The 25994-nt window shown below is 37.6% G+C and carries 27 protein-coding genes; 10 read left to right on the top strand and 17 right to left on the bottom strand.

Annotated features, from left to right (window positions below; translation table 11 throughout):
• Window positions 1–530 precede the first annotated feature (530 nt).
• Complete coding sequence (locus ACRPLY_RS13095; RefSeq protein ID WP_325077724.1) at window positions 531–2321, top strand: transglycosylase domain-containing protein; 1791 nt, start codon at window positions 531–533, stop codon at window positions 2319–2321.
• Between the two features lie 35 nt (window positions 2322–2356).
• On the opposite strand, the gene ACRPLY_RS13090 is transcribed toward ACRPLY_RS13095, so the two are convergent.
• Both ACRPLY_RS13090 and ACRPLY_RS13085 read right to left on the bottom strand, forming a co-directional pair.
• Window positions 2357–3688 carry a polysaccharide biosynthesis protein gene (locus ACRPLY_RS13090; RefSeq protein ID WP_013057669.1) on the bottom strand — a complete coding sequence of 444 codons (1332 nt, stop codon included), beginning with the start codon at window positions 3686–3688 and terminating at the stop codon, window positions 2357–2359.
• Between the two features lie 294 nt (window positions 3689–3982).
• Window positions 3983–4900: a DMT family transporter gene (locus ACRPLY_RS13085; protein WP_325077725.1), complete on the bottom strand. Its 918-nt coding sequence runs from the start codon at window positions 4898–4900 to the stop codon at window positions 3983–3985.
• Between the two features lie 150 nt (window positions 4901–5050).
• On the opposite strand from ACRPLY_RS13085, the gene ACRPLY_RS13080 reads away from it, so the two are divergent.
• A complete protein-coding gene (locus ACRPLY_RS13080) occupies window positions 5051–6427 on the top strand; it encodes a PLP-dependent aminotransferase family protein (protein ID WP_048019011.1) in 1377 nt (458 codons plus the stop codon).
• 63 nt (window positions 6428–6490) lie between these two features.
• On the opposite strand, the gene ACRPLY_RS13075 is transcribed toward ACRPLY_RS13080, so the two are convergent.
• Window positions 6491–6889 carry a FixH family protein gene (locus ACRPLY_RS13075; RefSeq protein WP_028412805.1) on the bottom strand — a complete coding sequence of 133 codons (399 nt, stop codon included), beginning with the start codon at window positions 6887–6889 and terminating at the stop codon, window positions 6491–6493.
• A 150-nt stretch (window positions 6890–7039) separates the two neighbouring features.
• Between ACRPLY_RS13075 and ACRPLY_RS13070 the strand changes: the two genes are divergently transcribed.
• Complete coding sequence (locus ACRPLY_RS13070) at window positions 7040–7618, top strand: hypothetical protein (protein ID WP_325077726.1); 579 nt, start codon at window positions 7040–7042, stop codon at window positions 7616–7618.
• Window positions 7619–7715: 97 nt separating this feature from the next.
• On the top strand, window positions 7716–8381 hold the full coding sequence (locus ACRPLY_RS13065; protein WP_325077727.1) for a type 1 glutamine amidotransferase domain-containing protein: 666 nt from the start codon (window positions 7716–7718) through the stop codon (window positions 8379–8381).
• A 42-nt stretch (window positions 8382–8423) separates the two neighbouring features.
• Here the strand turns inward: ACRPLY_RS13065 and ACRPLY_RS13060 are convergent, their stop codons facing one another.
• Complete coding sequence (locus ACRPLY_RS13060) at window positions 8424–10151, bottom strand: ABC transporter ATP-binding protein (protein ID WP_034270099.1); 1728 nt, start codon at window positions 10149–10151, stop codon at window positions 8424–8426.
• Window positions 10152–10351: 200 nt separating this feature from the next.
• Between ACRPLY_RS13060 and ACRPLY_RS13055 the strand changes: the two genes are divergently transcribed.
• Window positions 10352–10534, top strand: coding sequence for a hypothetical protein (locus ACRPLY_RS13055; RefSeq protein WP_430079146.1), 183 nt, complete (start codon window positions 10352–10354; stop codon window positions 10532–10534).
• Window positions 10535–10565: 31 nt separating this feature from the next.
• On the opposite strand, the gene ACRPLY_RS13050 is transcribed toward ACRPLY_RS13055, so the two are convergent.
• Both ACRPLY_RS13050 and ACRPLY_RS13045 read right to left on the bottom strand, forming a co-directional pair.
• On the bottom strand, window positions 10566–11627 hold the full coding sequence (locus tag ACRPLY_RS13050; protein ID WP_232217049.1) for a copper resistance D family protein: 1062 nt from the start codon (window positions 11625–11627) through the stop codon (window positions 10566–10568).
• A 4-nt stretch (window positions 11628–11631) separates the two neighbouring features.
• Window positions 11632–12192, bottom strand: a complete 561-nt coding sequence (locus ACRPLY_RS13045; RefSeq protein ID WP_049165347.1) for a copper resistance CopC family protein — start codon at window positions 12190–12192, stop codon at window positions 11632–11634.
• A gap of 287 nt (window positions 12193–12479) precedes the next feature.
• Here ACRPLY_RS13045 and ACRPLY_RS13040 point away from each other — a divergent pair, with 287 nt between their 5' ends.
• The gene (locus ACRPLY_RS13040) at window positions 12480–12749 is read left to right on the top strand and encodes a CPCC family cysteine-rich protein (protein ID WP_098113301.1); all 270 of its coding nucleotides are present in this window, start codon (window positions 12480–12482) and stop codon (window positions 12747–12749) included.
• 51 nt (window positions 12750–12800) lie between these two features.
• On the opposite strand, the gene ACRPLY_RS13035 is transcribed toward ACRPLY_RS13040, so the two are convergent.
• The 3 genes from ACRPLY_RS13035 to ACRPLY_RS13025 form a co-directional block, all read right to left on the bottom strand.
• Entirely contained in the window at window positions 12801–13502 is a 702-nt protein-coding gene (locus ACRPLY_RS13035; protein ID WP_098113300.1) for a poly-gamma-glutamate hydrolase family protein, read from the bottom strand.
• 553 nt (window positions 13503–14055) lie between these two features.
• Window positions 14056–14229, bottom strand: coding sequence for a hypothetical protein (locus tag ACRPLY_RS13030; RefSeq protein WP_013057683.1), 174 nt, complete (start codon window positions 14227–14229; stop codon window positions 14056–14058).
• A gap of 93 nt (window positions 14230–14322) precedes the next feature.
• Window positions 14323–14604 carry a hypothetical protein gene (locus ACRPLY_RS13025; RefSeq protein ID WP_013057684.1) on the bottom strand — a complete coding sequence of 94 codons (282 nt, stop codon included), beginning with the start codon at window positions 14602–14604 and terminating at the stop codon, window positions 14323–14325.
• Between the two features lie 192 nt (window positions 14605–14796).
• Between ACRPLY_RS13025 and ACRPLY_RS13020 the strand changes: the two genes are divergently transcribed.
• On the top strand, window positions 14797–15249 hold the full coding sequence (locus ACRPLY_RS13020) for a Dps family protein (protein ID WP_028412796.1): 453 nt from the start codon (window positions 14797–14799) through the stop codon (window positions 15247–15249).
• Window positions 15250–15272: 23 nt separating this feature from the next.
• Here the strand turns inward: ACRPLY_RS13020 and ACRPLY_RS13015 are convergent, their stop codons facing one another.
• Window positions 15273–15824 (bottom strand): hypothetical protein, encoded by a 552-nt coding sequence (locus tag ACRPLY_RS13015; protein ID WP_033579460.1) that lies wholly within the window; start codon window positions 15822–15824, stop codon window positions 15273–15275.
• Window positions 15825–16032: 208 nt separating this feature from the next.
• On the opposite strand from ACRPLY_RS13015, the gene ACRPLY_RS13010 reads away from it, so the two are divergent.
• Together ACRPLY_RS13010 and ACRPLY_RS13005 are read left to right on the top strand one after the other, a co-directional pair.
• Window positions 16033–16665, top strand: a complete 633-nt coding sequence (locus ACRPLY_RS13010; protein WP_432231874.1) for a spore coat protein — start codon at window positions 16033–16035, stop codon at window positions 16663–16665.
• Window positions 16666–17333: 668 nt separating this feature from the next.
• Complete coding sequence (locus ACRPLY_RS13005; RefSeq protein ID WP_047750563.1) at window positions 17334–18659, top strand: hemolysin family protein; 1326 nt, start codon at window positions 17334–17336, stop codon at window positions 18657–18659.
• Between the two features lie 29 nt (window positions 18660–18688).
• Here the strand turns inward: ACRPLY_RS13005 and ACRPLY_RS13000 are convergent, their stop codons facing one another.
• The 5 genes from ACRPLY_RS13000 to ACRPLY_RS12980 form a co-directional block, all read right to left on the bottom strand.
• Window positions 18689–19642, bottom strand: coding sequence for a sporulation protein (locus tag ACRPLY_RS13000; protein ID WP_274862519.1), 954 nt, complete (start codon window positions 19640–19642; stop codon window positions 18689–18691).
• A gap of 123 nt (window positions 19643–19765) precedes the next feature.
• Window positions 19766–20101, bottom strand: coding sequence for a hypothetical protein (locus ACRPLY_RS12995; RefSeq protein ID WP_432231873.1), 336 nt, complete (start codon window positions 20099–20101; stop codon window positions 19766–19768).
• A 262-nt stretch (window positions 20102–20363) separates the two neighbouring features.
• The gene (locus tag ACRPLY_RS12990) at window positions 20364–20783 is read right to left on the bottom strand and encodes a CBS domain-containing protein (RefSeq protein WP_013057690.1); all 420 of its coding nucleotides are present in this window, start codon (window positions 20781–20783) and stop codon (window positions 20364–20366) included.
• A gap of 339 nt (window positions 20784–21122) precedes the next feature.
• Complete coding sequence (locus tag ACRPLY_RS12985; protein WP_016764703.1) at window positions 21123–22094, bottom strand: extracellular catalytic domain type 1 short-chain-length polyhydroxyalkanoate depolymerase; 972 nt, start codon at window positions 22092–22094, stop codon at window positions 21123–21125.
• A 367-nt stretch (window positions 22095–22461) separates the two neighbouring features.
• A complete protein-coding gene (locus ACRPLY_RS12980) occupies window positions 22462–22620 on the bottom strand; it encodes a hypothetical protein (protein ID WP_155404191.1) in 159 nt (52 codons plus the stop codon).
• Between the two features lie 127 nt (window positions 22621–22747).
• Between ACRPLY_RS12980 and ACRPLY_RS12975 the strand changes: the two genes are divergently transcribed.
• The gene (locus tag ACRPLY_RS12975) at window positions 22748–24292 is read left to right on the top strand and encodes an FAD-dependent oxidoreductase (protein ID WP_080754504.1); all 1545 of its coding nucleotides are present in this window, start codon (window positions 22748–22750) and stop codon (window positions 24290–24292) included.
• Between the two features lie 42 nt (window positions 24293–24334).
• Here ACRPLY_RS12975 and ACRPLY_RS12970 read toward each other — a convergent pair whose 3' ends face one another.
• Complete coding sequence (locus ACRPLY_RS12970) at window positions 24335–24580, bottom strand: hypothetical protein (protein ID WP_013057694.1); 246 nt, start codon at window positions 24578–24580, stop codon at window positions 24335–24337.
• A gap of 141 nt (window positions 24581–24721) precedes the next feature.
• A complete protein-coding gene (aroA, locus tag ACRPLY_RS12965; protein WP_432231872.1) occupies window positions 24722–25993 on the bottom strand; it encodes a 3-phosphoshikimate 1-carboxyvinyltransferase in 1272 nt (423 codons plus the stop codon).
• Window position 25994 lies beyond the last annotated feature (1 nt).

Raw genomic sequence — 25994 nt, 5'->3', positions numbered from 1 at the left:
AAATTAGTTAATTTTTTCTTTATTTCGTTACTTTCAACAGATATCAGCATTTATACCCGAGCGTACTAAATCGTATTTCTTATACGTGTTATAACAACTTTTTTCTATGAGAAACAGAACGTAAAATACCCCCTTGGTTTTTCATAAAGGGGAACAAAGCCCCGAATGGTGCTTTATACGACTTTATTTGACAAACACAAATTTATGGGTAAACTAAGTTCAGATGATTGTATTTCACTTTGTTTCAGTTTAATAAAAAAACGAAGCATCTGCGAGTAAGCAAAAAATAACTGCGTAAAGAGCTATTTATGTCAATCATCTTATACCCTAAAAACTTACCTGCACTTGAATAATAGCCTTTATTAAACTTAGCGCGTCAGCTTTTAAACGTTAATACTTTATCACCCATCTCTTTCTTAAAAGATTGAATGGGTCAACAAACTTCAGCATTCTTTACATAACGACCTTGTAAAGACGAAGAATGTAGCTATGTGTGAACATGGAATTATTACTTAGTGGAGTGAACCAACATGAGGAAATTTATTTTAGCCTTTTTAGTCGTTGTTTTAATTGTAATGCTAGGAGTTACCTATGTATTAAAGCAATTTCAGCAAACGGCTGATTTATCTTACTCGAAACTGCAGTCGGTTCAAAGTACGGTAGTCTATGACAAAAATGACCGTAAGATTGACGAATTGTATAAAACCGTTCCCCGTCAAAATGTTTCGAGCAATGAAATTCCCGATTATGTAAAAATGGCGTTTGTTGCAACGGAAGACCGTCGCTTTTACAAGCATTTTGGGATTGATTTACAAGGTATTGGCCGCGCCCTTTTTAAGAACATTGTAACAATGAGTAAAGCTGAAGGCGCAAGTACCATTACGCAGCAGTTAGCAAGAAATCTTTACTTATCTAGTGATAAGACCATTAAACGTAAAGTAGATGAAATGTTTCTATCACTAGGCTTAGAAAGACAATTTACAAAAGATCAAATTTTGGAATTATATTTAAATCAAATTTATTTCGGAAGCGGTGTATACGGTATTGGTGCAGCTTCTCAGATTTATTTTAATAAGCCTGTATCAGATTTAACCGTAGGCGAAGCTGCGCTTTTAGCAGGACTCCCAAAAGCGCCGAGTACGTATTCACCAAGCAATAGTACAGAAAAAGCAACAGCCCGACGAAACGTTGTATTGAAACTGATGCATGACCAAAACGTTATTAGCGATACTCAGTATCAGCAAGCGTTAAACGAACGCGTAGTCGAGCCTAGTATTCCGGTTAAAAAACCGAACTCAAATCAAGCATTTATTGATTATGTAATTAAAGAAGCTGCTCAACAATATGGCGTATCTGCTGATGACCTTTATAAGGGTGGTTATGCCATCTATACAGATTTAGATCCTAATTTACAGGAATCGATTAATAACTCTGTAGCAAATCATACGTTCCGAGATGATGACATCAACAGCAAAGTAGAGGTTGGGATTTCAGCTGTCAACCCTAAAACAGGCGGGATTTCAGCGATGTATGGAGGACGCAGCTATGAGCGAAACGGCTTAAACCGTGCTACAAGCGGCTATCAGCTTGGTTCAGCTATTAAGCCTTTAGCCGTATACGGTCCAGCATTAGAAACTGGAGATTATACACCAACTTCACTCTTAAGTGACGAACGACAAGACTTTGGCGGTGGATATAGCCCTAAAAACGCAGAAGGTGAATATCAAAAGCATGTGACAATGCGTGAAGCACTTACTCGTTCACTTAACGTTCCAGCTGTTTGGCTTTTAAAACAAATTGGTATTGATACAAGCGCAAAATTCATGGAAAAAGCTGGACTTCCTCTTGAAGATGACGATAAGTCAAAATTAGGACTTGCTCTTGGAGGAACGACGACAACGTTCTCTCCCCTTCAGTTAGCACAAGGATATACAACCTTCGCTAACAAAGGCGTCATGACTAAGCCGTACGCAATTCGAAAAATTGAGATGCGCGACGGTGAAGTGAAAAAGCCAGACATTCAGACAGAGCGAGTAATGAGTGAAGAAAATGCGGATACAATGACATCCATGCTGCAAGACGTAATTGAAAAAAGCTATGGAACAGGTGTTAACGCTCGTTCTTCACGAGATGCTGCAGGTAAAACCGGTACAACCAACGACGTCAAAGATGCTTGGTTCGTCGGGTATACCGATGATGCAGTCGTTTCTATCCACGCTGGCTTTGATAATGCTAATTCTACGCAAACAACGAAATACTTATCAGGCGGCGGCGGACAAGACCCTGCTACACTGTTTAGCTCAATTATGAATAACTGGTAACCAAAAAACCTCCAACTTCACTGTTGGAGGTTTTTTTAAGATAAATGCGTTTTATGCTTAAGTGAAAAAAAGGAAACGTTAATGACTTTGCAAATCGTTACATAATGCAGAACGGTCAAAACAACCACACCACAGTTCATCCCGATAATAATTCCCTGCATGCCAATATTTGTTTGTGATCCTAAGAAAAACATCAGGGAAAAAGAGACAATATGAGACCAAATCGTATGATAAAAAGCATCTTTTACATAGCCGAGTCCAATTAAATAAGCTTGAAGCGGGACGGCAAAGAAGTGAAAAAGAAAATACGGCCATAAAGCCTTTAGATAGTACACGGCTTCTGTAGAATGAAAAAACAAGTTAGTAAGCGGCTCAGCAAAGAAATACATCGCCACTATAGACGGAATCCCATATAAAAATGTCATTTGCATACTTTGAGTCAAAAGTCTTTGAAGCTGTTCTTCCTGATTTTTCGCATGAGCTTCAGATACAGCAGGTATGAGTGCTACTAAAAGAGAGTGAGCAAAGAAAGCCGGAAAAAAGCCGATCGACATCGCTACCCCTGTTAGCATACCAAAATGCTGCGTTGCCCCGGTTAACGTCATGCCCGATAAAACGAGCGCGTGTTTGATTAAAAACGGCTGAATAGCATTACATACCGCATTAAATAAACGCAGTCCCGTGGTCGGAAGTGAGACGCCTAACAGCTTTTTCCGAATCTCACTTGGAGAAAGCAGAGGCCTGTGCCCTCTTGATAAAACACTTAACTGAGTAACATACGTGATAAAAAAATAAAGCAAAATAACAGCTTCGGTTCCAATCAGTGTACAAATCGCAATAAACAGAGACATTTTAACATCTGTGAAAGCGAACATTTGAAAAACAACAAATAAAATAGTTAGCTGAAAGGCTTTGCGAATAAAATTAGACACAGCGATGGTCGTCATATTATTTTTACCCGTAAAATATCCACGAAGCACCGCTGAAAATGAAACAACCGGAATGAAACATAGTACAACCCATTTCAAGTAAGGATGATAGTGACTGAAAAATGGAAAGGCTGCTAATACGGCCAGTGTAATAAAAAAGATCCCCAAGCTCACAGCAGTCGCAAAAATGGTGGCATGCTTCATCATATGCTGATGTTCTTTGCGATGATGTTCAGCAAGAAATTTAGAAATAGAAATAGGCAGTTCTAAGTTGGCTACGGTGGCAATAAGAAAAATGATAGGAAGAACAGTCATGTACATGCCCATGCCTTCCCTTCCTAATTCTCTAGCAAGTACCATATTTACAAGAAATTCAATTAACTCTCCTGCAAAGGCAGCACCTGCTAGAATAAACGTTCCTTTCAAAAAAGTGTTCATCTCGTTATCTCCTCTATCTCCCGTCCTTTTTCATCACTACCTCTTCTCTCTATGTATATGACAAGCCCAATACGAATTATTTGTCTAATTGTATTTTTTCGGTGTACAAGTTCTTGTATAATGTTCAACCTATGTGAAAAAAAACCGTTATATACCTTTTTTACACAGGAAATTCATTCATTTCTTATCTTTTGGCTCTTGAAACTTACATAGAAAAACAGGAGACTGAATGAACCTGCCGATTGCTAACGGAAATAGAGCATGCTGTTTTAATGTAACAAATTCACATATTAGTTAAGCATCTTTATTCATCATTTTCTGGGGATGCACTTCTTTTTTTGATACCGAGGCGTTTTTGCCTAGTACAACCGAAAAGACAACAATTATTGCTATAGCAAGAGTAAAAAGTGTAATTGATTCGCCTAGAAATAGAGCTGCAAACAGAATCATTAAAAATGGCTGCAAATATTGAACCTGGCTAACTCTGGCTATTCCCCCCATAGCCATTCCGCTGTACCAAGCAACGTATGCTAAAAATTGACTCACGACTGATAGATAAATCAAACTAACCCACGCTTTTAAAGGCGCATGAAGCATTTCAGCTGTAATGCTTAGTCCCACTGGAATCATAAAAAATGGCGCACCGATGATAATGGCCCAAGCAATTACCTGCCAGCTGCCTAATTCTCTTGCTAACACCCCTCCTTCTGCGTAGCTCAGTCCAAGTATCAGCACCGCTGCTAGTAGAGCGGCATCGGCAAACTGCAGTTGACCAAATCCGAGGTGAAGAGCATACACGATAACAGCTGCAGAACCAATCATGCTTGATATCCAGAATTTGAAAGAAGGACGTTCACCTCCTCTAAACATCGCAAAACCGGCTGTGGCTAATGGTAAAAGAGCGAGTTCAACCGCTCCGTGAGAAACAGGCAATGATTTCATTGCCCAGGAAGTGAGCAGAGGAAACCCTAAAACTGCGCCTAAAGCAACGATCAGCAGACTTTTAAATTGGCGAAGAGAAGGAAATTTTTCTTTTCGTACAATCAATATCACAGCTACTAAGATAGCAGCTATAGCTGTTCTTCCTAAACCGGCGACTGTCGTTCCGAAATACTCGACTGCAACACTTGTAGAAGGAAGGGTTAAGCTAAAACAGATAACGCCTACTACCCCTAACAATAAGCCGATTTTATCTCTCGTTTCTTTTTGCATCTTACCCTACCCCTGTCTTTTTATTTTTCAGAACTGTACCATTTTTCTAAAAAAAGTTCTGATATAATTAAAAGGATAGCGCAGGACAACTAGTAAAATAAATCATTCTTTTACCTAACTGTACGGGTACAAATTAAAGGAGTAGGACCTATGAGTTTGAAATATCTAAAAATCATGGAAGAAATTAAGCTTGGCCTAGCAAATGGATCGCTTATTGCAGGTGGTAAACTCCCTTCTGTTCGCCGACTCTCCCACCATTTTTCGTGCAGCAAGAATACCGTTATTAAAGCGTACAGCGAATTAGAAAAAGAGCATTTAATTTATTCTGTTCCTAAAAGCGGCTACTACGTTGTGGCAGAATTTCAACATAGGACGAATGAAAATGAAGTGATTGATTTCTTGTCTGCTGGTCCAGATAAAAACGTTATGCCTTATCTTGAATTTCAGCATTGTATAAACCAAGCAATTGAACACTACAAAGAAGAGCTTTTTACATACTCTGATCAACAAGGCTCTTACTCATTGCGGGTACAGTTAGTGAAACACTTGCAGAGCCTACAGGTGTTCACTCAAGCTGAAAGGTTAGTTGTTGTATCTGGGTCTCAGCAAGCTCTTCACTTATTAGTTTCTATGCCATTTCCAAATGGAAAAAATAATATCCTGATTGAACAGCCCACTTATTTCGGTTTTATCGAGTCTCTTACCCTGCACCAAACTACTACTTTTGGGATTGAGCTATCGATGGAAGGGATTGATCTTGATCGTTTGGAGTACATTTTTCGAAATAATGACATAAAATTTTTCTATATTATTCCAAGATTCCATAATCCTCTTGGACATTGTTATACAAATTTCGAGAAGAAAAAAATCGTGGAACTGGCCGAAAAATACGATGTATATATAGTCGAGGATGACTTTTTGGGCGACCTTGATCCCGATGCAAAATCAGATCCTTTATTTTCTTTTAATCCTTCTGGACGAGTCATTTATATTAAAAGCTTTTCGAAAATTTTTCTTCCTGGGTTACGCATTGCTGCTATCGTGCTTCCTTCTTTAATGAATAGCAACTTTTTACGATATAAATTCAGTTCAGATTTTAATAGTTCAGCGCTTTCCCAAGGTGCTCTTGAAATTTATTTAAAAAGCGGCATGTTTACTAGTCATCTTAAAAAGATAAAAGAGGTATACCATACCAAAATGCAAACTCTTGTAGAAGCATGTGATTCACTGCTGCCCGCTCATACACATTTTTCTAAGCCACCTTCAGGATTCTATTTATCCATTAGTTTGCCTGAGCATGTGAAAGCAAAACAGATTGTCCACATGCTAAACGAGCAGCACATATATGTTGATGATGCTTCTAGATTTTTTTTACCAGAATATAAACGAGACACGCTTCTCCGATTAAGCATCTCACAAGTAAATAAGAATACGATCAAACGAGGGATTGAACAGCTGGCTCAGTGTATTACTTTAATTGATGATAGAAAACATCATCCTATTCCAAATAACCTTTTCCCCTTGTAGAATGGGAATTTAACGGACATACTAAACGAAAAGAAGCCAAGGAATTAGCATCCTTGACTTCTTTTATTTAACCGTAACGGTTATAAGAGGCATGTTATGCGTCCCTTTTGCAGAAACATGTGACTGTACGGTATATGTGCCAGGCTCAGAGAAAGATGTTTGTATCTCATATACACCTTTTCCTATTTGTTTAGGCTTTAACATCTTCCCTTTCCCTTCGCCATCTTTTTTCTCTATTTCAAATTCAATCATTTCAACGTCATCATTTTTTACTTTTTCGTCTCCATATGTAACTTCGGCTTTGTAGATACCGCTTTCATTTTTCTGTAACGCCTCTGGGCCTTGAAGGTTTACGTCCAACGGTTTTGGCTGCTCAGCATTTGTGCTTTGAGCAGGTTCCTGACCACAGGCTGTTAAAAGTAAACAAAGACTGATTATAGATATACTTATTCTTTTTTTCATGTATTCATCTCCTTTTTAAACCCTTTGTTTAACTATAACGCGTATTGCAAAGAAAAAAATGAATTTTTTTAAAAAAGAAGGATTTTTAAAGATTTTTTAAGAAAAAAAGTTCATACTGATACTAACTAGTTTTTTCCAAGGAGGAAGAAAATGAATTCCGCTAAATCTCCAGCTAAAAAATCATGGCTACAGACGTTAATCAAAAATAAAAGTGAGCGTAAAAAAGTGATCTTTATCTTTACTATATCTTTTTTACTAGTTGTAGCAGGGCTTATTTACGTCCCTATTTATAAACATTCCCTTCCGCTTGATTCTAAAATATACGAAGGGAATTTTAAAGAGCTTGGTTCTATCGCACGAATTGGTTTCTTTGCAGCTTTAGCTATTTATCCTATCTTTTTATTATTAAAATGGAAACCGATATCGCAAATTAAAAAAGGAAAGTTTGAGTTAAAACCGCTCATTCAGTTTTTAGCCAAGTACGTTCGTCAGTGGCACGTTCCCGTTGCCCTTATATCAACTGCTTTGATTATTTTACATGGTTATATGGCTTTGATAAAAGGATTTCAAGCAAATTTTACGTACTTTTCAGGAATTATCACGATGGCTGTTCTAGCTTGTCTGCTCGTGATGGGCGTGAAGCGCTATCAGCGTACAGATAAAAAGTGGCATCTTAAATTTGCTATCTCTTTTTTGGTTTTGTTTATGATTCACGCTACCTTTTCATAACTTGCCATTGTTTAAAGTTTTTTTATATAGGGTACAGTTCACAATGAATACATGATATATATCACTATACGTTTTACATCATTTAGGAGGTATAAACATGGCAAGAGTGTTAGCTGTATTATCAAGCGGATACGAAGAGAAAGATTATCACACAGGTTGGTGGGCAGAAGAATTATTTGCTCCGCTGCAAAAGCTTGAGAACGCAGGACACACCGTTGACTTAGCCTCACCTTTTGGAGGTAAGCCGGAACTAGACGTTCGAAGTATTTCAGAAGACTTTGATCCAGACGGAACGTATAAGAAATTATATGAGTCAGGAAGAGCGGATCAGACAATGAAACTTGAAGAAGTAGATGCTGAGAACTATGACGTTATCTTAGTAGTAGGCGGCCACGGCGCTATGTTTGACTTAGCAAAAAATGTGGACTTGCATGCACTTATGAACAAAGTGTACGACAACGGAGGTATTTTAGCAGCTGAGTGTCACGGACCTTCTGTGTTTGCTTTCTTGAAAGGATCCGATGATGAACTGTTAATTAAAGGACTAGACGTAACCGGTTATCCTGATGAAATTGAACCGGAAGAAGTACTTCCCTTTTTACCATACAGTTTAGAACAAGAACTTCGTGAAGTGGCTAATTACATCCCTGAGATGGATAAAAAAGTATATGCTGTTTGGTCAAATGATCAAATTGTCACAAGCCGAGATCCTTTTTCTTCTGAGTTAATGGGTGATGAATTAGTTAAAAAGCTAAATAAATAAACTAAAAAAAGACTGCTCGAAAGCAGTCTTTTTTTGTTTGTTCTATAAGGATGTTTGAAACTGCTGCTCTACCAAACGCCGGTAAAAAGAATGAGAGGCTAACAGCTCTTTATGCGTTCCGCTTCCTGTAACTTGCCCTTCTTCTATTACAACAATTTGGTCCGCATTAATGACCGTAGATAGACGATGGGCAATGACGAGTGATGTGCGTTCTTTCATTACTGTCTCCAATGACTCTTGCACAAGCTTTTCTGATTCGGAGTCCAAGCTAGCTGTCGCTTCGTCCAGTAATAAAAACTGAGGATTGCGTAACAGCGCCCGGGCAATTGCAATACGCTGTCGCTGTCCTCCTGAGAGATTAATACCTCTTTCTCCAATCATTGTTTCATATTGAGCTTCAAAGGACTGAATGAAATGATGAGCATTCGCTAACTTTGCTGCTTCTTCTATTTCTTCATCCGTCACATGCCGCTCTAATCCGTAAATGAGATTTTCTCGAATTGTTCCTGCTAAAATCGGAGAATCTTGCTGAACATAGCTAAACAGGTGACGCCACGAACGTAAGTTGACGTTTTGACTGTCTGTTCCATCCAAGAATATGTGACCCGATGAAGGCTCATAAAAGCGTTCGATAAGAGAAAAAACAGTAGATTTTCCAGCTCCGCTAGGTCCAACAAAAGCGGTAACTTCTCCTTTTTTAGCAGAAAATGAAACTTCCTGCAATACGGGTTTATCTTCATATTGAAAAGCAACTTTATCGAACCTTAAACTCCCTACCTGTTCAAGCACTTCTCCATTTTCATAGTTCTCTTCTTTCTCAGCTAATATATCAAAGATTCTTTCTGAAGCTCCTTTAGTTTGCTGAAAGCTCGTAACAAATCGGGTAAGTGAACCAACCGGAACCATAATTTGAAAAAGGTAAAGAACAAAAGCCACCAGCTCTCCTGCAGTGATAAATCCCTCACTCACCCGGTATGCGCCAAACCCGACGATGGCAATCATAACAGCGGTCATCACCGTGCTAATAATCGGTGTAATGATAGCTTCAATTTTAGCTCTCTTTACACCGAAGAGGTAGAGTGACTGAAACGATTGTAAGCCGGAATCAACTTCTTTTTTCTCTGAACCGGATACTTTAATCAAGCGGATTTCACTCAGCATTTGAGCTAAAAAAGCTGTAAGCTTGGACATTTTATCCTGCTGCTCACGTGAAATTTTATGTATTTTTCTCGCTAGCGGCATAACCAGTACAAACATAACGGGAATAACCGCTAATAAAATGAGCGTCATGGGTACATCAAGCGTAAATAAAATAACAATGGCAACGATAATAGATAAAATATTTTTAACAAAGTCAATCATTTCTGTTGACAATAAATTCATCACAATGGTTGTATCATTTGTAATGCGGCTTACCATTTCACCGGAACGATTTTGGTCGTAAAATGAAACCGGAAGCTTTATGAGCTTGTTCCACACTTTATGTCTGAGTTCTTTTACAACACCTTGGCCTACTTGAGCAAGGAGATAAAGAGATACTGCGCTTGTTGCCATTTGAGCAGCAAATAAACCAAGGAGTCCTGCTATAAGCTGCGGTGAGACGCCTACTGCAATTTTCTCCATCACTTCTTTAATGACAAGAGGAATAGAAAGCGACGCTCCGGTATTAATTAAGGCCAGTATAAACGAAATGAGTAGCTTTCCTGTCGGAGGGTTCGTTAGCAACCATAATTTTTTAAATGAAAAATGAATTCCTTTTTGCGTATTCATCTTAGTTCCTTTCTACTTCTTTTAATAGGTGATATCAACACTTTACCTTCAAAGTTCTATCTTATTTTACACCATTTCCTTTCTCAACCTGAACTTCTAAGCTTTTACCTATTTTTTAAACTCGTCTATACAAAAATGACAAGCTGGTCATATACTTATGGTACACTGAGTTCTTTTACTAGATGAGAGGTTGAATAAGGATGTCTGTTTATATTAAATCTATTTCGATTGGCACCATTTCTGGCGGGATCGTTATTTTTGGAAACGCAGGAAATATATCGCCTTCAAGCGGCTCTACATCCGGCTCCGGTTCTAGTTCCCAAATGCCGATGCCCCCTTCTCCGAGAAATGGCCCGAGAGATAACACAGCTTTTAATGGCTAACAAAAAAACAGTGAGATAGTTCTCACTGTTTTTAGACTTGAATGCTTGTCATCATCGCAATATAAAAAGCAAAAACAAACAAACCGGCACTTAATACGCTAAGCCATACTGTCTTTTTGTAAAAACAAACAAGTAAATACACAAAAAACAGCAGTGCAACAAATAAGAATAGGATTCCTACAATCGTTACGTGAAACGTTAGAGGCAGCGTCACTTGTTTCCCATAGATAAAAGGAAGAATCGATGAATCCATTGCCATATGACTTATATTAGTTGGCGGCGATTGCGTTACCATGATAGCTGTAAATAAAAAAATGATAAGCAAAATAATGCTTTCTGCTCGAATCCACATCACGGGCTTATATTCTGGATGTTTTATCGCTTTTTTCATAAGAAAGCCATTGATGACGGCAAATGCAAGCAGCGGAATAATCGTAATATGCTTTAACAAAAGAGATTGCCCGTAATCTGTAGCCCATGAATTTACATAGTTGGACAGCCCCATGATAATAACCATCGAAATGAACCCACTTAATGAAAGAAGCACAAAACAAGCGATCGCAAAAGGAGTAAACCAGCTTAAGAAACTTTTCCAATTGGAGGTTTCTTTTGAAAAAGCGGCAACAATCAGAACCACTCCTCCCCACAGTCCAACTGCTAAAATATGAAGGGAATGAGACAACATGCCGCTAAGCACAGAAGCGGATGCTGCGTGACTTGCGTAGGCGATTCCTCCCACTAAGGCTACAGTCAGTAATGTATACATATGGGGGTGGCTCTCTATTGAAACAGCAACCATACATAAAATAGCAATCAGTACAACAAAGATCCAGGCGTGTCCCGTTCGTGTTTCCAATAATACAAGACGAACTGTTTCACCTAACCCTCTTATTTTTGAAAAAGATAAAATAATCTCAAGCGAATTTCCAACCGAAAAAAGAGCGACAGCCGCTGCACTTGCAAGTAGCCATCGCTTTGATAATAAAATTGTTGGCTTTTTTGTAAGGGGTACATATTGCAGTACGGCAAATCCTAATAATAAGGAAAGAGCTACGTATGTGAACCACTCAAAAACAGGCAACAAAACACTCATCTTTTTAAGCCTTTTTCTTTCTGAAGATTAAGAGTAATGCTCCAACCACCACTACAATAGCAATAATCACGATAACAAAAAACGATGAAGAATCATTGTTCTCCGTTTTTTCATCATTTGCTGCTGCACTTTTTTGGTGCTGTTCGGATTGCGTGGCGCCCTGCTTTTTTTCACTATCTTTTCCGGCTGCTTGAGTATTCTCTTCTTTTGCTTCATCTTTCACATCTACTTTAAAAGCAATCGAATCTTTTATTACGTGCCCATCTTCCCCTACAATTTCCCAGTTTACTGCGTAAGATCCGTTTTCAAGAGGCTGATCAACAGAAGCTATTAAATCATGACCCTCTACTTTTTGCGATGCAAGTGAAATGTTTTGTCCATCTTTTGCAACGGTCATTGTACTAATTTTCTCAATCGGTGTTTCAAAGGTTAATTTAATTTCTTTTAGAGGAGCTGTAACAGTTGCACCATTTTCCGGTACTGTTGTTTGCACATGTGTATGAGCAAAACTAACTGTCGGGACAGCTAAAAAGCATGCTAAAAGTAAACCTATTATTTTTTTCATATTTATGACTCCCTATCTCTTTTTTCTTTTTTCATTCATCATATCCAAAAATGTTTTTATGTAGACGTTTCCGAACACGATCTATTTTCCTAGTAAGTGTACTCCTTTTTCACTCAATCTCACAAGAACTATCACCAATTCGTTATAAAATGTTCACAAATCCTAGGTAAGGTGCTGCTGTAATTTTTTGAATATTCTTTCAGACTATCCTTGAATATAGTAAAATAGTTAAATAAGATGGCTGACTTTTTTCTAGCTTAAAATCCCATACAGAAAGGATAGGAACAATGAAAAAGTATACGTGCCCTTGCTGCGGTTATCAATCGTTAGACAGTGATGGTGACTATGATATTTGTGAGATATGTTTTTGGGAAGACGATCCGTATCAAAAGCTGAATGCCAATGAACTAGGAGCTAACTCTATTTCTTTAATAGAAGCTCAGCAAAATTTTACAGTTTATGGAGCATGTAATAAAGAAAGCTTACAGCACGTGAGAAAGCCTTCTGTTCAAGATGTAAAAGATTTTAACTGGAAACCTATTATAAGTCACGAATAGCAAAACTAGTTTATAAAAAAAGAATGCTTGCGAAAGCATTCTTTTTTGGATTCAGTAAGAAGTGGAAACAAATGTAGAAAGCACATTTGTAAACTTATAAAAAGTTTGAGTTTTAGACGAATCTCTTCCTTGTGAAGTGAATGAATGAAACATAGCACTTCGCAGCGGTTGGCTAATCTCTAATTGAATACTTTTGCCGGTACGATTTTTATTTGCAATATTTTTAGAGTTAATGCCTGCAATCTCATCGTGCCCTTTTGTAATCAGTTCCGCGGGAAATCCATTTTGATTTAATAATTGCGTTAATTTTTTTGCACGTTCCCGATCAGTTCCCCCCACAAAAATATGTTTTTTATTCCCGGAATATCCGTGAAGAGATAAAACATTATCATACATGCTTACCATCTTACGCGCTGTGGGCTCATCAAAATGAGTGCTTGTGAGGTGCAGATCTCGCGAGCCTTTCGATTTTAACGATTCGAATAGGTAAAGAGCATTTTGTTTGCTAAGCTCTTTGGCAATTTCGCTTGTCCCGCCTTCAATTCCTCCACCGTGTGGAGCAAAGATAAGGACAGGGCTTTTCGCTTCTTTAGTCGTCACTTTATAGCTAGCTGAAGACTCGTGCTGTGAGAGCTGCTTGAAATTTTGATATTTATCAGTTGATGCACTAGATGTGTCTTGAAAAGGTGAAATGAATAAAACGAATAGACAGATACATAAGGTAGAGAAACTTACTAAACGATAGCTTTTCAATTTGTACTCCCGCTTTCTATTATGTAATAAGACCTAAAACATTAGAATCCTAAAAAATCCAAAAATAATATTTTAGTAGTCTTATTTACTTATCGTTTGAAAATACAATTTATTCAATAGTTCTTAATACCTATTTATACTATTTAAAAAAACTTCAGCGCATATCCACTGAAGTTTTTTACTTTTTTGTTTTTATTTATTTAAAGCAAGCGCCAAACTAATTTTATCCAGCCAAAGAAGGCGATCCATAAAGGTATGCTCAAAGATGTTCCCCACGCTAAACCAATTAAGAAGTTTCCTCTTTCAATCATACAAACCACTCCTTATGAACATTGTAGGTGAACAAGTACAATTCTATACCTTTACTATAACAGAAAGCGCTTTCATTTAACAGTCACTTACACGTTTTTAGTGCTATATTCATACAGAAAACCGAATTTCAAATAGATAAAGGGCGATATATAAGAAAATGAATAATTACAAGGTGTAAAAGTATAATAATCTACTAAAAAAAAAAGAAACCTTCTTTGAAGGCTTCTTTTCTAGGTGTTTTTTATTGTTCGCCGCTGCGCTGCAAGCGATTCTCAATAAATAGGCGCTCAACAAATTTATTTAGCTGGGCTTGATACAAACGGCGCTCATCTAGCGTTTTTGCGTCTTGTATTTGCTGTTTAAAGCGTTTGATTTGCTGTCTTTGTTCAACCGTTACATGATGAGAAAGAAGCATAGGTCCCCCTCCATTTCACTAACGTTTGAATTAAGTAAACCAAGGTTTACCAAAACAAACAACAAACCTGTTAGCTTCTCTTACATAAATTTTTTACTCAGCTTCTTTAGCTCCAACTAACGCTAAACCTGGGCCGTACGGCGTTGTATGGACATCTAACATTAATTCATTTGTATAAGGCACAATAGAAGCTTCCATTGCTACTTGTACTCCGTCGACTTCATACATTTCATCATTTTCAAAAGGCTCTTCAAAAGCTAACCCAATGTTAGGGATTTCACAGCTAATTCCTTTGAAATACAAGCGAATTCCTGTTATCTCCTGCTCTTCAAGTATATTGTTAATTAATTGTTTTGCTTCTGGTGTAATATGCATGACTACCCCTTCTTCCTTTCAATACTCTTGCTCTATCCTATCATATCTTTAGAGTTTTTAAAGAGAATAACTGCAATTTAAAAACATTCTGATTATTATTTAATAATAATTATAAATAAGTATTGATTTTAATTTGATATTTGATATAATATAAACATAAGATAACAACAACTCATTAGGAGGCTATTAACTATGAATTTAGAAAACGTATTGAACCAACAAATTGCCGATTTTAACGTATTATATACAAAGCTACATCGCTTTCACTGGTATGTAAAAGGGCCTCAATTTTTTACGCTTCATGAAAAATTTGAAGAATTCTATAATGAGACGGCGGACTATATAGATGAATATGCAGAACGATTACTAGCCATTGGAGGAAGCCCAATTGCTACGATGAAGCAATTTTTACAAGCAGCTACTCTTTCTGAAGATGGGAATGAGCAAACGAGTGAAGAAATGGTAGAAACCTTAATTAATGACTATACGCTACTTGTTAAAAACCTAAAAAATGCAGTTGAAAAAGCTGAAGCAGCACATGATCACGTAACAGCTGACTTATTCATTGGAACAATTGGCAACATTGAAAAACATATTTGGATGCTAAAAGCTGCTTTACCTGTAAAAACATCCGTACATGCATAAAAAGAGCCCAATCGGCTCTTTTTTTACGTTTGTTGATTTCCTTTTTTTTGTTTTTGCAGCCACATAAAAAAAGACATATCATCGTAAATGTCATCTTCTAGCACAGCCTTATAGACATGATCACTCGTATAGTAGCGATTATATCCGCTTTGCTGCTTGAAAAATAAAATACATTCCCGCTTCTTTTCAGTGAGAAGTGATTTTAATAATACTTGTTTCTCAACTTTGCCCTTCACGATATTTTCTGGAAGCACGGAAATATCAAGCTTCCACTCTTCACCCTTCTGAATCATATACACACTCCACTGATACTTACCTTTTTCATTAGCAAATATCATCTTATAAGGTTGAAAACGCTTTGTAAGCTGATACCCCATGTGAAAAATAGATTCTTCATCCATTTCATCATTTCCTACGTAAAAATTAATGATGCGATTTGTCATGACATTTAACTCAAAACTCTCCCCTGAGAGCGGGCAACCGTACTCTCTTAACAAATTAAATAAACGGTTGGATACCACCAGTTGATTTGCTTCATGTTTTAATTCACTTGAGTATGACAGCAGCTCATTCATGTTTTTTGATTCCCCTATCTATAGATCGTGAATTGTTATTGATATTCGCTTTTTTTTTATAAAACCCTTTCACTTTTACCCTTTAATTAACTAACTAGAGGTAAATTAAGTTATGTAGAGCAACATTTTATGAATAAATCAAGTTTGAGTATAAAACTTGAAGAAGTTTAAAGACTATAGTCGATACCGATTTTAAGGAGGACTTAGTATGAATAATCACGAACTTCCTACAAACATGCAAAGTGGAGCTGTCCCCCCTCAATTGAACCATGGAGGGCATGAGCTATTTGACGTTCATGAAACACTTGCCGGCTCGATCAATGTAATGGATCAGTTTATGATGTTTAGGCAATATGTAAAAGAACAAGAGCTGCTTGATATTATTGATCGGCAATATCAGTTTATTTTAAATGAATATAATTTAATCGTAGAAGCTTTTTCTACTGGCCAAAAGCCGGCCGGTTCTACACATGTATATAACATGAAGCAGTCTCATACCTTTGTTTATGGCTTAAAGCCTTCGCAGCCTAAAAAGCCGAATCAGTCCGTTGAGGAAATTAATGAAAAAGGAATTTCAGGTCATATGCTGGGTCTAGTCAAGTCTCAAGCATCTCTTTTAACTATGACAGCTTTAGAAATAACTAATCCTGTTGTTCGCCGAATATTCGGAGACAGTGTTCCTAATTGGATTGAAATGGCTTATGAAATTTCTCTTTATCAAAACAAACATCATTATTATCAAGTGCCGCAGCTTGCAAAAGAAGATATGCAGCAAATGATCACAAGTTTCGCAAAAGCTACTGCCTCTCCTCAGATGCCTAATAACCATAAGCTGCATTAATTACAAAGAGGCTGGGGCAAACGTATTTTAATTAAAGGAAGATCCGAACGATTCATCGTTCGGATCTTTTCATTAGTATGATGAATATAGGTTATGTTTAGAGTTGATTCTAGCTGTTGATTGGAGGGAAAGGCGAAGACTTCTGCGGGAAGTGAAGTCATGCACGGAAATCAACAGCGGTGGAACAAGCGATCCATACTCGACCATTTATCCAATTTGTTCCCCTTTAGATTCGATTGATATAGTTGTGTCTCAATCTCTTTTGCGCATATATTTCAGAAAATGACAAAAAACTATGCATTTTGGATTATTTTCTGAATATTTGTAGTATTTTGATTAATTATGTATTATAATACAGTTAACTAATAGAGAGGAGTGAGAGATGCATCATATATACTCGGATTACAGTTAAAGGAGGTGTCATAACACGCTCGCAATACGTTTGCTAAAAGTCAGTTGAACTGTAGAACCGATATGTGATAGACCATGATGGTAAAGTTAAGATTAATTCCCCTAAATGAACATGTAACATAATAAACTGCTTCTTTTTCTTTTTAAAGATAGAAGCAGTTTTTTTATGTGCGTTTTTCTTTTCCCGATTTAATACATGTTTTCTCCACTTTGGCTAACACTTAAGATATACATTTACGTACAAGGTGGTGACTTTGATGATCGCCGTAAAATTACTATTAGTCGCAGTTTTGATTGCATTAACTGCTTTTTTTGTAGCGACAGAATTCGCTATTGTAAAAGTAAGGAGTTCAAAAATCAACCAGCTTCTAGAAGAAGGAAACAAAAAAGCCGTATCTGCCAAACACGTTATTACGCATCTAGATGAATATCTATCGGCTTGTCAGCTTGGTATCACCATCACGGCTCTCGGGCTTGGTTGGCTTGGTGAACCGACGCTAGATCGGTTGCTTCATCCTCTTTTTACTACCTTCCATACGAACGAGCCGCTTGCTGGTATTTTATCTTTTGTCATTGCATTTGTTGTTATTACCTTTTTACATGTTGTCTTAGGAGAATTAGCTCCTAAAACGTTTGCTATTCAAATGGCTGAACAAATTACGCTGAACTTTGCAAAACCGATTATCGTGTTTTACAAACTTATGTATCCGTTCATTAAAATATTAAACGGCTCAGCTCGTATGTTGACCAAGATGTTTGGTATAACGATGATTTCGGAAAATGAAGCTGCTCATAGTGAAGAAGAACTTCGCATTTTGTTATCTGAAAGCTTTGAAGGCGGTGAAATTAATCAGTCCGAATATCGATATATGAGCAAAATTTTTGATTTTGATGACCGTTTAGCTAAAGAAGTAATGGTCCCACGAACGGAAATTGTAAGTGCTTCTAAAGATGACGTGGTAGAGGTTTTTTTGCAAATTGCAAATGTCGAAAAATATACCCGCTATCCAATTGTTGAAGATGGAGATAAAGATAAGATAATTGGTCTCGTTAATATTAAAGAAATTTATAACGACATTGTATTTAACGAAAAAGACGGAACTAATACGTTAGAATCATATGTCAAGCCTATTTTTAAAGTAATTGAAACCGTACCTATTCATGACTTGCTCGTAAAGATGCAAAAAGAACGCATTCAAATGGCTATTCTTTTTGATGAGTATGGTGGAACGGCGGGGCTTGTCACAGTAGAAGACATTATTGAAGAAATTGTGGGAGAAATTCGAGATGAGTTTGATACGGACGAAATTCCTTATGTACAAAAAATCAAAGACGATCATTATATTCTTGACGGAAAAATGCTCATTAGCCAAGTAAATGATTTACTCGGCACGGATATTAGCGACGAAGAAGTAGATACCATTGCCGGGTGGGTGTTAACCGAAAAGTTTGATGTGACCAAAAATGATATCATTCAGCATGAGCAATTTTACTTTAAAGTGTTGATTATAGAAGATTTTCACATTAAGTATATAGAAGTAAAAAAAAGAAAGAAGAAAGAAAAAAAGGATGATCATCATTAATCATCCTTTTTAGTTATTCAAAACTCCTTTTACCAATCGTCTCCTCCATCAAAAAAATCTCCATCCAACAGATCCTCCCCGGCTTCTTCAATATCTTCTCCAATTTCACCAAGAGCCGAGTCTTCAAACATATCATCCATCAAATTCTCAATGAGCAGCCCGCCTAACATACCTGCTGCAAAGCCTCCCATTGCTCCTCCTAACCCGCTCATACGTGGATGATGTGAATGCTGATCATAGTGAGAAGGCTTATAATATTCATAGTCTCGAGGATTTTCCATCATCTCTTCCATCGCTTCTTCCAGCAAACGAGCGATAGTGGATGGATGGCTTAGTTCATCATTTGTAAAAAAGAGTTCGTTTTTTATTTCCCTCTCCCGGCCGAAAGAAGGCAAATCTAGCTCCAATAACACTCGTATACCTTCTCGTTCAATGGCTACCTCAAACTCAACCTCATTTACATATCCCTTTAAGAAGTCTGTAGGAAAAAATGCAAATTCTTGTTTGTATCCGTTAAATTTTCCTGAATGGTGTTTTTCTCTAAACCCAAGTGCTTCAAAGCCCTCTACTAGCTGATATAAGCTTTTTGGTGCTTTAATGCGCACAGGGTCCCGGTCTGTTGAGTCAACTCCCCCTTCAATATCTAAGTGTGTCTTAAAGAAATAGCTAACGTTGCTCGCAGAGATTGGAAGATCCAAAGGTAAATGATATGTAAATGGAATTTCCTTTTTCTCACCTTCATTAATTGTAAATGAAGAAGCTGCGCGCAGGCTTTCCACACGATGTGTATGCATTTGACCGCTTTTCATTTGAACTTCAAGCCAAAATTCAACATCAATTAAATTAATATGTTGCTGAACGTTTCCGCCTTGGATGACAATAGCTCCTTCAATGACATGACCGAGCGTATAGGCTGTTTCATTTAATCGTAAATCTACTTTGGCAGCTCCAACTCCCATTTTAGCAAACATTTTTTTAAACATTTTTTTCCTCCTCCAAAATGCTCTTACTATATATACGAAGTATACCGCTTATAAGTTTCAACTTACAAAAAAAAGAACTCAATTTCTTGAGTTCTTTCTGCTAAATCAACGCTTCATTTTAATTCAATTATTTATTAAATTAAAACACCCAGCCCCAACAGCAGCGACGTCTTTTACAACCGCCGTGGTTACCGCCATGACAACCGCCATGGTTACCGCCGTGACCTCCGCCATGACTGCCGCCGTGACCTCCGCCATGGTTACCGCCGTGACCTCCGCCATGACAACCGCCATGGTTACCGCCGTGACCTCCGCCGTGATTACCGCCATGGTTACCGTCGTGACCTCCGCCATGGTTGCCACCATGATGACATTTTTTATGACCTGAACGATGATCATCATCATGTTTAGGACAATGATCGTTATGCTTATAATCGTTATGACAGCATTTTCCTTCATGGCTACTTCTTGGATCATAACCAGAAGTTTTGTAATAATACTGATTAGAACACCAGCAACAGTTCTTTTTGTTGTTGTAACTCACATAAACCATCCTTATCTATAAATAAGATTTATATAGGCAATTTTATACCTATATATAAATAGATTATGTAAACTAGTACAAGGAAGTGCATTGCTGTGGGCCATGACCTAAGCCTGTTTTTAGGAGTATGTACGGGGAAGATAAGACAAGAAAAAAAGCCATCTCTAGATGGCTTTTTTATATTTGATTTTTCACTTTACTTGCGCTTTCTGCATAAAACTCTAAAATTTCTCTTCTTCTCACAATTCCAATAAATACGCCTTGGTCATCCGTTACAGGAACAAAATTTTGGTCAATTGCCTTTGAAAGGATGTTTTGAACTTCATCATATATAGCAACTGGGTTATAATCTTGATAGCGATCAATCTCTGTTAATTTAATATTTTCCGTATCTTGAAAGCGATAGTCTCCTAGGCTTTTTAACTTCCAAAGAAGATCTCCTTCAGTAAGAACGCCCACATATTTACCATCATCGTCAACCAGTGGAACTGTAGAATAGCGATGATACTCCATTTTTTCAAGAGCCTGTCTTAATGTGGATTGAATATTTAATGTTACAACATCACTTTTTGGTACTAAGAAAAATGCAATATTCATTTTTTAATCTCCTTTTCCTTACCCGCTCATCTTACAATTTCTATTTATTTGTTCAGTTTTCGGCTTATTTTAATGTTTTAATCATACAAAATGCAGCTCGCAGTTATCTTACATTTACAACTAGAAGCTGTCAATCCTAAGCTATGTAATTTCGGCTTCATATTTCTTTATTACAGTACCCGTTTTCTAAATAATCAAATCCTAATTTTTAGAAAAAACCGTCTAGTTAAAATGATTGCTCCTGCAGCTGCTGCTTTATACTAATAAGGGCCGGAAGAGCTACTTTCAGCTCTTCTTCTCTGCGATAAGAACGCAACTGAACCTCATTATATGCTCTGTTTATACTTTTTGACTCATGAAAAAGTCCCACATGATTCGGCTAGCATTGGGGCCTTTAGGATCCGTATAGCTGCCCGCTGAATTCCCTCCTGACCATGCATGCCCCATTCCATTGATAATATATTTATCAATAGCCAATTCTCCCTTACTGCTTTCGTAGCGATACGTTGTATAATCCCGTCCAAAGAGGATTTTTTCTTCTCTCGTTTTAACCGGGCTATCTTGAATCCATCCATCTATTCTTCCGTTATAAGCAAGATTATTCGTTGTAATCCACTGGTGAACCACTTGATCTGCATTGGCTACATTTACCGTAGAATCAGCGTTACCATGAAATACAATGAGCGGCAGTGGCTTTGCCCGTTTTCCCATTTGTTGATAAGCAATTCTCCCTTGTTTAACGGGGGAAGGACCTTTACTGGCCATGACAGAATACGCATTAAATACGTTAAGAGCCGCCTGATATTCGATACCTGCTGACACACCTATTCCAGCAAATAGTTCTGGATACGTTACCCCCATAACGATGCTCATGGCTCCTCCTGCCGACAGACCGGCAATAAACACTTTATTTTTCTGAATAAAGTGCATGTTTTGGACTTTTTTTACAATTCCTGCGATAATAGCTGGTTCGCCAAACCCTCTAATTTGATGGAGCGGTTCAAACCAGTTCCAGCATTTATTCATATTTGAGTTAGAAGACTGCTGTGGGTATACGACAATAAATTCCTTTTCATCGGCGAGCTCATTCATTTGCGTGCCTATCGCAAAATCATCTGCATTTTGTGTACATCCATGCAGCATAACCATTAGTGGGTAAGATTTTAAAATATGATAAGATTTAGGTAAATAGACCTTGAATTTTTTTCCTTTATGAGTATATGTTTTAAATGATTCAGATGACGCTTCTTGTTGTTCACTTGAAGACACAAGCGTTGACGTATTTATAACATTAGGTAGTGAACCCAACATGGTACCCCTCCTCTTTTTGTCAACGTTTTCATTTTTCTTCCCAATTACGTCCTGTATTACAATACTACATATTATTTCGTTTTTTTGCACGTTCTACATACTCTGAGAGTACAACTTGTTTTGGTTTTAAGCCGTTTTTTATATTCTTGAAATTTGGGATTTTTTTGCTATATATATACTTTATTACTATATATGAAAATTGTCACTATAATCATGAAAAAAGGACAAACATGCCGTTTGCCCTTTTATTTGGACCTTGATGTTTACATACCTTTTGCCGAATTAAGCATCTATACTTTTATTATATGATGCTCCCTATCATTTATATGAATTTATTGCTCTGCATGTTTCAATCTGTAGCCTTTTATTATTTCATGCTCTGCTTTTTATTCACCAATTCTATAGGAGCAAATGGCAAGGTGCAGGTGTGGAAGCCACGTTGAAAAAGAAGCATCTTGAATAGCAAATGTTTTGGATTAACCTCTTCTTTGTTCGCAACATTCATACAAAGGCTGATTGTAATCACTCTTTTCCCCTCCTTTTCTTTAAATAGGTATAGCCAAGAGGTGCTATTAGAGTAGATTCCTTTATTTTGCATACATTTTTTAGAAAACTATGGTAAAAATAAGACTTATCATATGGAGGTGAATAAATTGGCAAATATCCCAAAGGATACTGAGCCCTACTGGCGCGATCATTTAAAGTTTCCAACATACCCATCTCTTTCAGAAAATCGAAAAGTTGATGTTGTAGTAGTAGGAGGCGGTATTAGCGGTATTACAACGGCTTATTTATTACAAAAAGAAGGACTGAACGTGGCGTTAATTGAAGCTGATAATATTTTAAATGGTACAACCGGTCACACAACAGCAAAGATTACAGCTCAACATGACGTTATCTACGATGAACTGCTTTCACACATTGGCGAAGAAAAAACGCTGCTGTATTATAAAGCAAACGAACAAGCTCTGCAGTTTATGAAAAACTTAATTCAAACGGAAAACATTGACTGTGATTTTTCAGTACAAGATGCTTACTTATACGGAGAAACGCTGGAGTTTGACCATCGAGTTCGTAAAGAATTTCGAGCCTATCAGCGATTACATATTCCATGTGAATTTGCAACAGAGATTCCTTTTAGTTTTGATATTAGAGCAGCAGCTATTATGAAAGATCAAGCTCAGTTTCATCCGTTAAAATATCTGCTTCATTTAGTAAAAAAATTCACAGAAAGCGGCGGATTGATTTTTGAAAACACCGTAGCAACGGATGTAGAAGAAAGCACGTCGCCCACCGTTGTCACAAGAGACGGACATCGCATTTCTTGCAAATATGTAGTGGCGTGTTCACACTTTCCATTTTATGATGGAGCGGGATTTTACTATACGCGCATGTATGCCAAACGTTCGTATGTGTTAGCAGCAAAAGTTGAACAAGCTTACCCTGGAGGCATGTATTTAAGTGCTGATCAGCCTACTCATTCGCTGCGTTCAACAAAAGTTGACGGAGAAGAACTCATCTTAATTGGCGGAGAAGGCCACAAAGCTGGACAAGGAATTAATACTATGTTTCACTATGAGTCCCTTCAGAGGTTCGCCGAAGAAAATTTTACTGTCCAACATTTTCGTTATAAATGGTCTGCACAAGATTTATTTACGCTTGATAAAATTCCATATATCGGGCCCCTTAAAGAAAGCAAGCCAAATATCTTTATTGCTACCGGATTTAAAAAATGGGGCATGACTCATAGCACCATTGCAGCACATATTATCCGGGATGCAATAACCGGGAAAGACAACCCATATGCAGAGTTGTATAATCCGTCTCGTTTTTATGCGGACCCTAGCCTTAAGCATTTCTTTCGTCAAAATCTTGATGTGGCTGAACACTTTATTACCGGTAAGTTTTCAATGCCTGAAAAAGGACTCGATCAGCTTCAAAATGATGAAGGGTCGGTCGTATATGTAAACAGCAAACGTACGGGGGCGTATAAAGATCCTCAAGGGAAGCTTCACTGCGTCGATACTACATGCACGCACTTAGGATGTGAAGTAAATTGGAACGCCGGTGACCGCACGTGGGACTGTCCTTGTCACGGTTCTCGTTTTTCTTACGACGGATCTGTGGTAGAAGGCCCTGCTAAAAAGCCGCTTACACCAGTGGATGTCAATTCAAGCGATAAAAAAAGCACGCCGTAGGGCATGCTTTTTTTATCATTATCAATGGATTCACATTTGAATTTACTCTTTACATCCTTCTTTTCTAAAGTATCGATTATACACTAAAACCATTGCATAAATGACTAAAAAAGAAAACGTAAAGATAATTAACCTTCCAGATTCAGGGACATGATCAAGATAGTCTGTTTCAAAAAACATAACAAACATCAAAAATGGCAATAGAAACAAAAACCAAATAAAATCTCGATCCATAAACATTTTTATAAAAAATAAAATGGCCCCGATGTAGACAATCATCAAAAACATAATCATTCACCAAATTCTATTTAATACTAGAGGTGTTGTAATGATTATATCGGATTTCTCCGGCGAAATATAGAGTCATTGGTTTTAATTTTATAAATTCCTTACAACTTTCAAACTGCTATTTTAACATAATAAGGGAATTTACTGCTGTAAAGACTCTAAGTGAGCAAAAAACTGCGGGTATGAAACGGATACCGCGTCACGATTTTCAATAATTGTTTCCCCTTCTGCAATACAAGAGGCAACAGCAAGCATCATACCGATACGGTGATCTCCGTGGCTGTTTACATTTGCTCCATGAAGTTTTGTACCTCCGTGAATAATCATTCCATCTTCCGTTGCTTCAATGTTAGCTCCCATTTTGGTTAACTCATTCACTACCGTATCAATACGGTTTGTTTCTTTGACTTTTAACTCTGCAGCATCTTTAATAACGGTAATCCCTTCTGCCTGTGTGGCAGCTAGTGCAATAATTGGGATTTCGTCAATTAGACGCGGAATTAAGTCTCCGCCTACTTCCGTACCTTTTAAGTGAGAAGCTTCTACAACTAAATCTGCATAGGGTTCCGCCGTTTCTTTTGTTTCTTTGACTGTCTCGATCGAAGCCCCCATATTTGAAAGCACCTCTAAAATACCCGTTCGAGTCGGATTCATCCCAACTTTTTGAATTTCAATGCGACTGTTTGCAATAATAGCCCCCGCTACTAAAAAGAATGCAGCTGACGAAATATCACCAGGCACTTCTACATGCGTTCCTCTTAACGTTTGACCGCCTTCAATTGAAACGGTTAATCCTTCTTCTTTCACTTTAACTCCAAACGCCTCTAGCATACGTTCTGTATGATCACGCGATTTCGCCGGTTCCGTTACAGAAGTTGTTCCTTTCGCCTGCAGTCCAGCAAGTAAAATAGCTGATTTTACTTGTGCGCTTGCAACAGGAGATGTATAGTGTATACCTTTTGCTTTCCCACCTCGAATAACAAGCGGTGTAAAATTAGCGTCTTTTCGGCCGTCTAAATGAATATTCATATCACGAAGCGGACCAGTCACACGCTTCATAGGGCGTTTGGCAATAGATTCGTCTCCAATTAACGTTGAATGAAAGGGTGTATTTGCTAAAATCCCCATCATGAGGCGAATCGTGGTGCCCGAATTTCCGACATCTAAAATATCAGATGGCTCTTTTAGCGCTTGTAGACCTTTTCCTTTTACCACAACGCTTTGTTCATCAATCATTTGAATATCTACACCTAGTTTTTGAAAGCAGGAAATGGTGCTAAGGCAATCATCTCCCGGCAAAAATCCGTTAATTGTTGTTGTTCCTTCTGCAATTGAACCAAACATGACGGAACGGTGAGAAATGGATTTATCTCCTGGAATTTGAATCGTTCCTCGTAAAGCTTTTACTGTCACA

Origin of the sequence: Priestia sp. TGN 0903 (genome assembly GCF_050846855.1) — a bacterium.
Lineage (GTDB): Bacteria > Bacillota > Bacilli > Bacillales > Bacillaceae_H > Priestia > Priestia zanthoxyli.
The sequence above is the reverse complement of the archived record's forward strand: the minus strand, read 5'-3'. Positions and strand labels throughout refer to the sequence as shown.

Bases quoted from the DNA above. Each gene is read 5' to 3' on its own strand.
- ACRPLY_RS12985 (WP_016764703.1), bottom strand. From the start codon at position 22,094: ATGTTGGGTTCACTACCTAATGTTATAAATACGTCAACGCTTGTGTCT.
- ACRPLY_RS13025 (WP_013057684.1), bottom strand. From the start codon at position 14,604: ATGCATATTACACCAGAAGCAAAACAATTAATTAACAATATACTTGAA.
- ACRPLY_RS13070 (WP_325077726.1), top strand. From the start codon at position 7,040: ATGAATTCCGCTAAATCTCCAGCTAAAAAATCATGGCTACAGACGTTA.
- ACRPLY_RS13030 (WP_013057683.1), bottom strand. From the start codon at position 14,229: ATGCTTCTTTCTCATCATGTAACGGTTGAACAAAGACAGCAAATCAAA.
- ACRPLY_RS13075 (WP_028412805.1), bottom strand. From the start codon at position 6,889: ATGAAAAAAAGAATAAGTATATCTATAATCAGTCTTTGTTTACTTTTA.
- ACRPLY_RS13095 (WP_325077724.1), top strand. From the start codon at position 531: ATGAGGAAATTTATTTTAGCCTTTTTAGTCGTTGTTTTAATTGTAATG.
- ACRPLY_RS13055 (WP_430079146.1), top strand. From the start codon at position 10,352: ATGTCTGTTTATATTAAATCTATTTCGATTGGCACCATTTCTGGCGGG.
- ACRPLY_RS13000 (WP_274862519.1), bottom strand. From the start codon at position 19,642: ATGTTTAAAAAAATGTTTGCTAAAATGGGAGTTGGAGCTGCCAAAGTA.
- ACRPLY_RS12990 (WP_013057690.1), bottom strand. From the start codon at position 20,783: ATGAATATTGCATTTTTCTTAGTACCAAAAAGTGATGTTGTAACATTA.
- ACRPLY_RS13080 (WP_048019011.1), top strand. From the start codon at position 5,051: ATGAGTTTGAAATATCTAAAAATCATGGAAGAAATTAAGCTTGGCCTA.
- ACRPLY_RS12970 (WP_013057694.1), bottom strand. From the start codon at position 24,580: ATGTTTTTGATGATTGTCTACATCGGGGCCATTTTATTTTTTATAAAA.
- ACRPLY_RS12995 (WP_432231873.1), bottom strand. From the start codon at position 20,101: ATGAAGGAAAATGCTGTCATAACGATTATAAGCATAACGATCATTGTC.
- ACRPLY_RS13005 (WP_047750563.1), top strand. From the start codon at position 17,334: ATGATCGCCGTAAAATTACTATTAGTCGCAGTTTTGATTGCATTAACT.
- ACRPLY_RS13085 (WP_325077725.1), bottom strand. From the start codon at position 4,900: ATGCAAAAAGAAACGAGAGATAAAATCGGCTTATTGTTAGGGGTAGTA.
- ACRPLY_RS13065 (WP_325077727.1), top strand. From the start codon at position 7,716: ATGGCAAGAGTGTTAGCTGTATTATCAAGCGGATACGAAGAGAAAGAT.
- ACRPLY_RS13020 (WP_028412796.1), top strand. From the start codon at position 14,797: ATGAATTTAGAAAACGTATTGAACCAACAAATTGCCGATTTTAACGTA.
- ACRPLY_RS13060 (WP_034270099.1), bottom strand. From the start codon at position 10,151: ATGAATACGCAAAAAGGAATTCATTTTTCATTTAAAAAATTATGGTTG.
- ACRPLY_RS13015 (WP_033579460.1), bottom strand. From the start codon at position 15,824: ATGAATGAGCTGCTGTCATACTCAAGTGAATTAAAACATGAAGCAAAT.
- ACRPLY_RS13090 (WP_013057669.1), bottom strand. From the start codon at position 3,688: ATGAACACTTTTTTGAAAGGAACGTTTATTCTAGCAGGTGCTGCCTTT.
- ACRPLY_RS13040 (WP_098113301.1), top strand. From the start codon at position 12,480: ATGAAAAAGTATACGTGCCCTTGCTGCGGTTATCAATCGTTAGACAGT.
- ACRPLY_RS13045 (WP_049165347.1), bottom strand. From the start codon at position 12,192: ATGAAAAAAATAATAGGTTTACTTTTAGCATGCTTTTTAGCTGTCCCG.
- ACRPLY_RS13050 (WP_232217049.1), bottom strand. From the start codon at position 11,627: ATGAGTGTTTTGTTGCCTGTTTTTGAGTGGTTCACATACGTAGCTCTT.
- ACRPLY_RS13010 (WP_432231874.1), top strand. From the start codon at position 16,033: ATGAATAATCACGAACTTCCTACAAACATGCAAAGTGGAGCTGTCCCC.